Raw genomic sequence first — 11792 nt, 5'->3', positions numbered from 1 at the left:
TTATCGTGACCTACATACTTTTGATATAGCCATGTAGTAGAGTCTACTTCATAAGGTGTACCAACATTACCTGAGTACCAGTTTGCAATGATATCTTGTCCATCAGGATTTAAAGAAGGCCAAAGAATTAATATTACATTTTCAAAAATAGCACTGTATTTTTCCGAGTTTGCATTATTTACTAAGTCATAAGCCAAGGTTAGAATATGTTGTGCTCCCGCTACCTCAGAAGCATGTAAACCACCACTAATATCTACTATTGCTTTTCCTTCTTTTGCCAATTTTTTTGCCATTTCTCTTGTTAAGTGCTCGGGATGCGCGAGTTGCTGAGAAATAGATTTGTAATGTTCAATATTTTGTAGGTTTTCAGGGGTTGATATTAAAACATACTTCCATTCTCTCCCTTCAGAAGTTTTTCCAGCTGATTTTATTTCTACCATATCACTTGCGGCAGAAAGTTTTTCAAAATATCCTATAGATTGTTCGTAAGTAGCTAGGTGAAAATCCGAACCAATCTCAAAACCTATAACTTTATTTGGATTGGGTATTTCCTGTGAATGTAGTTTTTGTAAGAAAATACACACTAAAGTTAAAAATATGTACGTTAAGTAACTATGTTTAAATAATGGGTGTATCGCCTTTCTAAGGGAAAACCTTTTTTTATATATGAAGTTCATATCGGTGTGTCATTAGTTTGTTTTACTAAATTATTAAATCTAATGTAGGCAGTTTCATAATCTGCAATTATGTGTATATCTTTAAGATATTCTGATTATGATGCATTTTAAATAACATATATAACAATAAATAGGTAGGTAACACGAGGCAAGAGTATTGAGCTATAAATATTATCTATGATAAAATAATTATCAATAGATAGAATGTTTATAGTTTTGGATAAAAATAGAATAACAATTAAAAACTGATATAATCATGAGTAGTACTAACGGTAAAGGTGAAGCTTGGGATGTAAATGATCCTGCTGCAGCAAATTGTCCATTTTTGAATGGCGAAATGCATCAAGCAGCTGGTGGTGGAACAACGAATAAAGACTGGTGGCCAAATATGTTGAATCTTAATATCTTAAGATTACATTCTAAAATGGCCGATCCAATGGATGACGATTTTAACTATGCAGAAGAATTTAAGTCTCTTGATCTTGCCGCTATTAAAAAAGATTTAACAGATTTAATGACAACTAGCCAAGACTGGTGGCCTGCTGATTACGGTAATTATGGTCCATTCTTTATCCGTATGGCTTGGCATAGTGCTGGTACATATCGTATTTCTGATGGTAGAGGTGGTGCAAGTGCAGGAAATCAACGTTTTGCTCCATTAAACAGTTGGCCTGATAATGCCAATTTAGATAAGGCCCGTTTATTGTTATGGCCTATTAAACAAAAATATGGGAAGAAAATTTCTTGGGCAGATTTATTGATACTTACAGGTAATGTTGCTCATGAAAGTATGGGATTGCCTATGTACGGTTTTGCAGGTGGTCGTGAAGATATTTGGCAGCCAGAAGAAGATATTTATTGGGGGTCTGAAACAGAATGGTTGGGTAATAAACAACGATATGATGAAGACGGCAATGAGTTAGAAAATCCGCTTGGTGCTGCGCACATGGGTTTAATCTATGTTAATCCAGAAGGTCATAATGGAAATCCTGATCCGTTAGAAGCAGCTCATTATATTAGACAAACGTTCAAAAGAATGGCAATGAACGACTACGAAACTGTTGCGTTGATTGCAGGTGGTCATACTTTCGGTAAAACTCATGGTGCCGCTGATCCAGAAAAGTATGTTGGTTCTGAGCCTGCAGCAGCAGATATTACTGCCCAAGGTCTAGGATGGAACAGTAGTTATGGCTCGGGTTCTGGAGCAGATACTATTACAAGTGGTATTGAAGGAGCTTGGACGCAAACACCTACTAAATGGAGCCATTATTTCTTTGAAAACTTATTTGGTTTTGAGTGGGAATTAACAAAAAGTCCTGCGGGAGCTTGGCAATATAAGCCAGTAGGCGATGCCGGTGCCGGTGAAATGCCAGATGCGCATATACCAGGAAAAACACACCAGCCTTTTATGTTGGTAACAGATATGTCTTTGCGTTTAGACCCAGCTTATGAAAAAATATCAAGGAATTTTCTAGAAAACCCAGATGAATTCAAAGAGGCTTATTCTAAAGCTTGGTATAAATTAACGCATAGAGATATGGGACCTAAAGAGCGTTATTTAGGACCAGAAGTGCCAAGTGAACAGTTAATTTGGCAAGACCCTGTACCAGCGGTAGATTTTGAACTTATAAATGATCAAGATATAGCCGATTTAAAGAAAACCTTATTAGCTTCTGGACTTTCTACTGCAGAATTGGTTTCTACAGCTTGGGCATCTGCGTCTACTTATAGAGGTTCAGATAAACGTGGTGGCGCTAATGGTGGTCGTGTTCGTTTGGCTCCGCAAAAAGATTGGAAAGTGAACAATCCTCAGCAGTTAGCAAAGGTTACTTCTACTTTGGAAAGAATTCAGAAAGAATTTAATGATAGCCAACCTGGTAACAAGAAGGTATCTTTTTCCGATTTAGTAGTTTTAGCCGGTACTGCCGCTGTTGAAAATGCAGCTAAATTAGCTGGTTTTGATACAAAAGTAGGTTTCAATGCAGGGCGTACAGATGCTACTCAAGAAAATACTGAAATTGAGTCTTTTGAAGCTTTAGAACCTATTGCGGACGGATTTAGAAATTATACAAAACAGAAATTATCTGTTCAGGCAGAGGAACTGTTGATAGATAGAGCCAACCTTTTAACACTTACCGCTCCAGAGATGACAGTTTTAGTTGGTGGACTTCGTGTATTAGGTGCTAATTATGACGGATCAAATAATGGTGTGTTTACAGACAAACCTGGTTTGCTAACCAATGATTTCTTTATTAATTTATTGGATATGGGTACTACGTGGAAAGCATCAACTGATGATGATACGGTATTTGAAGGAAGCGACCGTAAAACTGGAGATGTTAAATGGACAGGTACAAGAGCAGATTTAATATTTGGATCTAACTCTGAACTTCGTGCTTTGGCAGAAGTATACGGTACTGAAGATGCTAAGCAAAAGTTTGTTCGTGATTTTGGTAGAACTTGGACTAAAGTGATGAATTTAGATCGCTTTGATATTTAATTTATACTTAGAAGGTATTATAAAAGACCGCTCGAAAGAGCGGTCTTTTTGTTTTATATAATTTAAATTTCAAGTAAAGATTGCCCAAATGTTAGTAGATTATTATCGGGGTCTAAAAGAGAGAATTCCTTTTGTTTCCAAGGCTTAACCGTTAATTTTCCGTTGGGGTGTATTGCTATTTTGTTTTTTAAAAACGATTGGTATAAATTATCTATATTTTGGGTACGTATATAAACCTGCCCATAGTTCTCTTTCGGATTAATAGTTTTAAACAGAAAAAAATGGATTTCAATATGGTCTTTTTTCACCATTAGATATTCGTCATAATCCTTATCTCCCACTTCTTTAAAACCCAAAATATCTATATAGTTATAGTAATTTTTAGTAACGGTTTTATTCCGCATGGGTAGTTTAGGCTGTATAGATAGTAACATATAGCTAGTTTTTAGATGTCATTAATTTTCTGCCATTAGATCTTAAAAGCAGTATTTAATCTGTTTCCCAAATTGGGAATGTTTTAATTTTCTCAAAGTTATATTACAATTTATGTTTTTAATACCATGATTCTGTAACAAATGTGCAGCTTATGCTACTTATAGTTTGAAGGCTTTTAGTATCTTCCATTATTAACTATAAAATAAAAAAATATGGGCTCATTTATTTGGATTCCGATTGCGTTTTTGGTGATTTTCACTATTTTATCGGGTGTATTTATCGTAAAACAACAAACCGCTGTTTTAATAGAAACCTTTGGGAAATTTACTAGTGTTAGACAATCTGGTATTCAGTTTAAAATTCCCTTTGTACAACGAATTGCGGCTAGAATAGGTTTAAAAATTCAACAGTTAGATGTAATTATTGAAACCAAGACTTTAGATGATGTATTTGTAAAGTTGAAAGTATCTGTACAATACGTGGTAATTAAGGAGAAAGTATATGATGCATATTACAAGTTAGAATATCCTCATGAGCAGATTACTTCTTATGTATTTGATGTTGTAAGAGCAGAGGTACCAAAAATGAAATTAGATGATGTCTTTGTAAAGAAAGATGATATTGCCATTGCGGTTAAATCTGAGCTACAAGAGGCAATGCTTGATTATGGTTTTGATATTATTAAAACCTTGGTTACAGATATTGATCCAGACGCCCAAGTAAAAGAGGCTATGAACCGTATTAATGCTTCTGAACGTCAAAAAACTGCTGCGCAGTTTGAAGGTGATGCTGCACGTATTTTAATTGTGGAGAAAGCTAAGGCAGAGGCAGAAAGTAAGCGATTACAAGGTCAAGGTATTGCCGATCAACGTAGAGAAATTGCCCGTGGTTTAGAAGAATCTGTAGACGTTTTAAACAATGTTGGTATTAACTCTCAAGAAGCTTCAGCCCTTATTGTTGTTACACAACACTATGATACATTACAGTCTATAGGTGAAGAAACTAATTCTAACCTTATTTTATTACCTAATTCGCCACAGGCAGGTAGTGATATGTTGAATAATATGATCGCATCTTTTACGGCATCTAACCAAATTGGTGAGGCTATGAAAGAACAAAATGCAAAAAAAGGGATTGTGAATAAGAAAAGAGGTAATTCAGACAATTCTTAAAACGTAATTTCTTGAACATAAAAGCCGCTACAGCATTTGCTGTAGCGGCTTTTTTATTGAACTATTTTATTTAAAAGTATTGCCCGATACCAAAGACTATTCCGTTTGTAGCATCGTTTCCAATTCCTACGCCGTAATCCAATCTAAATACCGCATTGAATATTTTTTTGTGGATAAACCTAAAACCAACACCCGGATATAGCTTGGTAGAAGTACCATCAAATAATTGCGAGAACTCTTCACCGGGATTTCTCCATGAACCAGCATCAACAAAAGCATTTCCCTGAACAACAAACCAGCCTTTTTCATATAAAGTATGCCTGTATTCCGTATTCAATACAATTGACGCTGTACCGCGATCTACGGTGGTACCTACGCCCCTAATGTTTAATTGATTGTCTAATGTAAAAGGAGCAAATGGAGAATCATCGTTACCAAATGCCGCTGCTAAACGAAGTCTACTTGCCCAGTTGCCCTTATCTTGGATCTTTTTATAGTATGTTAAATCATTTCTAAATGATAAGAACGAATTTAGAAAGGTTTCTGCAGGGGCATCGCCATCTAAAAATTGAATATGTTGAGCTGTAAATTCACTAATAATACCATCAAAATATTGATAATCTATATCTAAGTCTACAAAACGGTAAACACCTTTATAGATTAATTTATTTGCTTCTAATGATAGCGGAGTATTTGGTAACGCATTATCACCTTCAAATAAATACGATTCTTGCACAAAAGATGCACCTAGTTCAGCTTCATTTTTAAAATCGAAAGAGAACAATAGTTTTGCCTCTGCATTTTTAGAATTAAAACGATAGTCTTTTTCTCCCTGCTCATAAAAAACGGGTTCTTGTGTGGTAAGGTCTTGGTAATTGATACCGATACCTAGTTTATCACTAAATAAAAATGGATGTTCCCAAAATGCACCATAGGAGTTGAAAATATTCTTCTCATAAAACCCACCTAATAATTGATTATTTCCAAACAGATTAAATTCAAAGGCAGATACTCTATATGAAAAACTACCGTCATTTGCGGTAGCTATCCTTAAACCTGGTATAATGGTGAAGTTTTCTACAATAGTATATATAAGAACATTTTTATTGTCTCTATTTTCAATGGCGTAGGTAGCACTTGCAATACCGGGTAATCTTTTTAGCCTTTCAATATCTGCATTTACTAATGAGACATCATATATAGTTTGTTCTTTAGTTTTTACCAATCTTCTTAAAAAAGACTCTTTTGTTCTTTTTAAACCTGAGAATTCTAAAGCGTCAATTTTTACTTCTTGTGCAAAAAGTGTAGCACCTATAAAAAGTAGTAATAAGGTTGCAATTTTTTTCATAGTATGTATTGTTACTTCAACTAAGACGGGTTGAAATAACATTCCATACGAAAAAAAGGCATTTTACTTAATGGATCGATGAAATGTAATTTTCTAAATTTAATGCGATTAGAAAAAGAAGGGAATTATATGGGAATACTTATACTATAATAAAATAATAAGTGCACTTTGGATAATTAAAGATTGAAGCATCTCTAAAACGCAATTTAAGTTGATTTAAAGGCATTTTTCATTATCAACCAACAACTTGTATTTCTAAATATTTAGAACCGTTGAGGTAGTCTTAAAACAATAAGAATGGCATAAAAAATATCAATTGGTATTTTTTATGCCATTGAGAATAATTATACTTTTATTTTTCGGCAATTTTAGTCCAAGAATCTCTTAAACCAACAGTTCTATTGAAAACTAATTTATCTGCAGTTGTATCTGGATCAACACAGAAATATCCTATTCTTTGAAATTGAACCCGGTCTCCAATTTGTGCCTCTTTTAAATGAGGTTCTACATAACCGGTAATTACCTGTAAAGAATCTGGATTTACAAATTCCATAAAATCTTTATCCTTATGTGTATCTGGACTTTCATCTGTAAACAAACGATCGTATAAACGTACCTCTGCTTCCACAGCATGTTTTATAGACACCCAATGCAATGTTCCTTTTACTTTACGTAAGCTTTCTTCAGTACCGCTACCACTTTTACTTTTTGGGTCGTAAGTACATTGTACCTCTATAATATTACCATCAGTATCTTTTGTGCAAGATTCAGCTTTAATAATGTATGCATTCTTTAAACGAACCTCTTTTCCAAGTTTTAGTCTAAAGAATTTCTTGTTAGCCTCTTCTCTAAAATCTTCTCTTTCAATATAGAATTCTCTTGAAAAAGGAACTTTTCTAGAACCGGCACTTTCATCTTCAGGATTATTTTCTGCATCTAACCATTCTTCTTCCCCTTCTGGATAATTCGTTATTACCACTTTTAATGGATCTAAAACACCCATTACTCTAGGAGCTACTTTATTTAAATGGTCACGTACTTGAAACTCTAACAAAGAAACGTCAATTAAGTTATCTCTTTTTGCTATACCTATAGTATCTGTAAAATTGCGTATAGATTCTGGGGTATACCCTCTTCTTCTTAAACCGGAAATTGTTGGCATTCTAGGATCGTCCCAAGAATCGACAACACCTTTTTCTACTAATTGTGCCAGTTTTCTTTTACTAACTACGGTATGACTCAAGTTTCTTCGAGCAAATTCTCGCTGTTTAGGTCTTACTTTAGTTTTGTCATACACTTGATCTAAAAACCAATTATATAATTCGCGGTGCATGGCAAATTCTAACGTACAGAAAGAATGTGAAACTTGTTCTATGTAATCACTTTCTCCATGTGTCCAATCATACATAGGGTAAATACACCAATCGGTATTTGTTCTGTGATGTGCTTTATGTAGTACACGGTACATAATTGGATCTCGCATCAACATATTAGAAGAAGCCATATCAATCTTGGCTCTTAATACGTGAGTTCCTTCTTCAAAATCACCGTTTTTCATCTTTTCGAAGAGTTCTAAATTCTCTTCTATAGATCTATTTCTGTTTGGACTATTTGTCCCAGGTTCTGTAGGTGTACCTTTTTGAGCGGCCATTTCTTCAGAAGATTGATTATCGACATATGCCTTACCTTGTTTTACCAATTCTACTGCCCAATCATACAATTGCTGAAAATAATCAGACGCATACCGTTCGGTATCCCACTTGAAACCTAGCCATTCTACATCTTTTTTAATGGCATCTACAAATTCTTGTTCCTCTTTTGCAGGGTTGGTATCATCAAACCTCAGATTTACAGGGGCATTATATCTAAGACCTAAACCAAAGTTTAAGCAAATAGAACTTGCGTGTCCAATATGTAGGTAACCATTAGGTTCTGGAGGAAAACGAAAACGTAATTCGTCTTTGGTATAACCATTTACCAAGTCCTCTTCAACAATTTGTTCAATAAAATTCAAAGACTTCGTTGTCTCGCTCATGTCATAATTTTTCAAGCTACAAAAGTAGCAAAATTGCCTTAAATGGTTGGTTTAAATAAAACACACCTTACATAAAATGAGTTTCACAACAGAAATCTTCCTTCTAACAACATAAAATTCCAGTTCGTCGTATTTAATAACATATTTGTCTAAGAAATGTTGGGATTATAAAAAACTTATTAACCAACTTTTCAACCGTAGTGGCCCCCATAACTACAAATGCATATGAAAACCTTGAACAAACTTACCGTATTTACAGCACTATCCATGCTATTTTGCGCATTTCAATTATCTGCGCAAGCAATAGTCATCAATGCTCCTGAACCTGCAGACAATCCAAACCTGTCTGGTAGTACCCCGTGGTCTGCCGTTTGTGCAGGAAATGGCGGATTTAATGAGTACTTCGTCAACATTACTTGGATCGGTACTGCCAACCCAGACAACGAATTTATATTAGAGTTATCTGATGCCAGTGGTAGTTTTGCTAATGCACAGACATTACAGACGATAACCGACAAAAATGATGTCAAAGATTTTGATACCAGTTTTGCTATACCAACGGATACCCGAGGTCAAGGTTATAAAATGAGAGTTCGTAGTACTGACCCTGTAAAGGTAGGTAGCGAATCTGAAGCATATAATATGTATTATATGGATGTTACCTCTAATTTAAATATTAGTGAATTAGGTGACGGTGTACCTCCAGGTACAGTATGTAGCACAGGTGCTATTACCTTACAAGTAGATAATATAGCCAACCCAGAAACCTATCAGTATATTTGGTTTCGTAGTGGTACGGAGTTAACTGGTGAAACCGGACATACTTTAAACGTTGCGCAATCTGGTATGTACAATGTATATATTGATTATGGACCAAGATGTACTGGTTCTGGTAATACAGATTCTAATATTGTTGATGTAACTATTGGCGGTTCTGGAACCGGCATTGCAGTTACTGCCCCAACCAAAACTTCTTTATGTAGTACAGATACAGAAACATTGACTATAGACCAAACAGATGCTTCATGGAACTATCAGTGGTTCAAAGATGATGTTGAGATTGTTGGTGCAACTTCAACTTCATATAACGTGAATGCCTCGAATGCAGGTTTTGAGGGTAACTATGCAGTAGAGATTTCAGGTACAGGTATCTGTAATGAAAGATCGGCTGTGGTAACCATAACTAATGCAGAATTATATACCGTTACGGTAGAGAATGAAATCAACATGGTTTTATTACCTACACAAAACGAAGTGTTATCTGTAAGTACAACAGCAGTTACTCCAAGTTATAAATGGTTTAGAAATGCTGTTGAGATTGTAGGTGAAACAAGTAGTTCTCTTACTATTACTGAAGATGGCGAATATTACGCTGAAGTAACTCAAACAGGCGGTGCTTGTTCTGTATCTTCTAAAAACTCTGATATAACTACAGTTGTATCTCCTGCATCTTTCGAAATTATTATAAATTATACCGAAGCGTATACATCTTGTGAAACTACAAGTACTACGTTGGGTGTTGAGTTGATTAATGCAGTTGCAACAGACGGTACTATAACAGATGTAACAAGTGCTTTGTTGGACGGATTTACATATGAATGGAGTAAAGATGGCGCTGCAATAGCAGGTGCAACTAGTAACAGTATTAGTTTGGCTTCAAACTCTGAAAATGGGGATTACGATTTAAATGCGATTGTTGGTAGTTTTGATGTTGATTCAAATGTTTTACCGGTCCAATTATTAACTAATGAAACGGTGGCTATTACAAGTTCAGGAACTGTTTTCTGTAGTGGTGGCGAAACTATTACTTTAAGCACAACTACTGACTTGAGTTCTGCTACCTTTGAGTGGCAATTAGACGGAGCATCTATTAATGCTACAGATGCTGTATTAACGGTTTCTACCGCTGGTACATATAGCTTGGCAATTGACAGAGATGGTTGTTCGTTAATCTCTAATGAAATTGTAGTTACACCATTAGATGAAAACTTAATTACGCTTGATCCCGGTACAGAAATAGTAATGCCAGAAGGTACAACTAGAACCGTTACTGCAAGTGGCGGTACAGCTTACAGATGGTTAGATGCCAATGCTGCTGAATTGAGCAACTCTGATAGTGTTACAATTACCGAAGCCGGTAGCTATACCTTGATTGCATCTATTGATAATTGCGAGATTGTTAGACAGCTAGAAGTATCTTATTTAGACACCTTTAAAGTGCCTAATGTCATCACCGTGAACGGAGATGGTATCAATGATCAATGGATTATACCTAACTCTTATTCCAATAAGGCCGATGTCAATGTAATTATTTACAATGAGCAAGGTCAAGAAATTGTAAACGAATTCGATTATAAAAATAACTGGCCGCAGTCAACTACTGCGTTCACCAAACAAAACATGGTATTCTACTATAAGATCAGGAATGCCAGTGAAGTACTTAAACAAGGTACGATCACAGTAATACGTTAAGCTCACCATGCTAAAGAAAAGTGTTTTATATCTATTGTTATTTGTGTTGACTATCATGAAGGTTAGCGGGCAAGAGGATAATCCGTTTGTATCATATGACGTTCCTTCCCAGAACCTTTTGAAATACAACAGATTCTTAATCAACCCAACGTTTTCAACGGTAAGGGAGGACAAGTCATATATCAACTTGTTACACCGAAACCAATCGGTACAATTTGATGATAACAATCAAAACTATTTCTTAAGCTATAGTGGTCGTATAAATGACAAAACGGGTTTAGGTCTTAGTTTATATTCTCAAAGAGAAGGTATCTTAAGCAACTTTGGTGTCTTGGCAAATTATGCCTACGGTATAAAACTAAACGACAAAAGTAACTTTACTTTTGGTGCAAATGTTTCTTACTACCAAAGTGGTTTTGATAACGGTAGAGCTTCTACTGTAGAAGAAGATCCTTTTTTAGCAGGACTGCAAGATCAGAACCTACTATCATTTCAGCCTGGTTTTAACCTTTCTTATGGTAAATTCGATGTTGGGGTGTTTGCAGAAAACCTTTTTGATTACAACTTAAAGACAAGCGAATCTGTAACCGAGTTTAAGGATAAAACATATTCTGGGCACTTACAATATACCCATCAGTTTGAAAAGCAAGATGGTATATTTGAACAAGGGCGTTTAATGCCTTTGGCAAGAGTTAGAAAAGTAGGTGAAGAAGATGTTACCCTTGGCGGTAGTTTAATTCTTGACCTTCCAAAATTAGGATGGATCCAAGGTGGTTACGATAGTTTTTATGGTGCAGCTGCGGGTGTTGGTTTTAATCTTAACCAAAGAATTTCTCTAGGCTATACTATGGAAAAAGGATTATCTAACAATTTTGATAATTTTGGAGTTACCCATGAAATCTCATTTGCGTATTCATTTACACCTAACCTTACAGAAGATAGGGTAATGTTAGAAGATGATTATGAAGATGATCTAGTGCAAAATGATGATGAGCCAGAGAACATTGCAACGAATGAAGAAATTGAAGAGTTGAAAATGAAGTTGGCAGAGAATGATGCCATTATTGAAGAGCTGATGTTTCGTCAGGATTCATTGGAAGCTATTCGCCAATCAGATTTAGAAAGACGTTTTGCAATGGTTATGCGTATGGTT

General features: G+C 35.3%; 8 protein-coding genes. 4 read left to right on the top strand and 4 right to left on the bottom strand.

All coding sequences use genetic code 11. The annotated features are described in order from the left end of the window. Window positions 1-584 (bottom strand): M14 family zinc carboxypeptidase (locus ABJI11_RS00290; protein ID WP_348348441.1); only part of this gene is annotated, 584 nt, incomplete at its 3' end. A 349-nt stretch (window positions 585-933) separates the two neighbouring features. Here ABJI11_RS00290 and katG point away from each other — a divergent pair. Next, complete coding sequence (gene katG, locus ABJI11_RS00285; protein ID WP_348348439.1) at window positions 934-3177, top strand: catalase/peroxidase HPI; 2244 nt, start codon at window positions 934-936, stop codon at window positions 3175-3177. A 62-nt stretch (window positions 3178-3239) separates the two neighbouring features. Here the strand turns inward: katG and ABJI11_RS00280 are convergent, their stop codons facing one another. After that, window positions 3240-3611, bottom strand: a complete 372-nt coding sequence (locus tag ABJI11_RS00280) for a VOC family protein (protein WP_348348437.1) — start codon at window positions 3609-3611, stop codon at window positions 3240-3242. 213 nt (window positions 3612-3824) lie between these two features. Here ABJI11_RS00280 and ABJI11_RS00275 point away from each other — a divergent pair, with 213 nt between their 5' ends. Then, window positions 3825-4784, top strand: a complete 960-nt coding sequence (locus ABJI11_RS00275; protein ID WP_276491437.1) for an SPFH domain-containing protein — start codon at window positions 3825-3827, stop codon at window positions 4782-4784. 70 nt (window positions 4785-4854) lie between these two features. Here ABJI11_RS00275 and ABJI11_RS00270 read toward each other — a convergent pair whose 3' ends face one another. After that, window positions 4855-6132 (bottom strand): POTRA domain-containing protein, encoded by a 1278-nt coding sequence (locus ABJI11_RS00270; protein ID WP_348348435.1) that lies wholly within the window; start codon window positions 6130-6132, stop codon window positions 4855-4857. Window positions 6133-6484: 352 nt separating this feature from the next. Then, a complete protein-coding gene (locus tag ABJI11_RS00265; protein WP_348348433.1) occupies window positions 6485-8167 on the bottom strand; it encodes a glutamine--tRNA ligase/YqeY domain fusion protein in 1683 nt (560 codons plus the stop codon). A 225-nt stretch (window positions 8168-8392) separates the two neighbouring features. Here ABJI11_RS00265 and ABJI11_RS00260 point away from each other — a divergent pair, with 225 nt between their 5' ends. Then, entirely contained in the window at window positions 8393-10639 is a 2247-nt protein-coding gene (locus ABJI11_RS00260; protein ID WP_348348431.1) for a gliding motility-associated C-terminal domain-containing protein, read from the top strand. A gap of 7 nt (window positions 10640-10646) precedes the next feature. After that, a partial coding sequence (locus tag ABJI11_RS00255) for a type IX secretion system membrane protein PorP/SprF (protein WP_348348429.1) occupies window positions 10647-11792 on the top strand: 1146 nt, incomplete at its 3' end.

The organism is Maribacter sp., assembly GCF_039968975.1.
Classification (GTDB): domain Bacteria; phylum Bacteroidota; class Bacteroidia; order Flavobacteriales; family Flavobacteriaceae; genus Maribacter.
Note: the sequence above shows the minus strand (reverse complement) of the source record. Positions and strands in the feature narration are given on the sequence as shown.

Coding starts and splice junctions, on each gene's coding strand:
- katG (WP_348348439.1), top strand. CDS start 934: ATGAGTAGTACTAACGGTAAAGGTGAAGCTTGGGATGTAAATGATCCT.
- ABJI11_RS00280 (WP_348348437.1), bottom strand. CDS start 3,611: ATGTTACTATCTATACAGCCTAAACTACCCATGCGGAATAAAACCGTT.
- ABJI11_RS00275 (WP_276491437.1), top strand. CDS start 3,825: ATGGGCTCATTTATTTGGATTCCGATTGCGTTTTTGGTGATTTTCACT.
- ABJI11_RS00270 (WP_348348435.1), bottom strand. CDS start 6,132: ATGAAAAAAATTGCAACCTTATTACTACTTTTTATAGGTGCTACACTT.
- ABJI11_RS00265 (WP_348348433.1), bottom strand. CDS start 8,167: ATGAGCGAGACAACGAAGTCTTTGAATTTTATTGAACAAATTGTTGAA.
- ABJI11_RS00260 (WP_348348431.1), top strand. CDS start 8,393: ATGAAAACCTTGAACAAACTTACCGTATTTACAGCACTATCCATGCTA.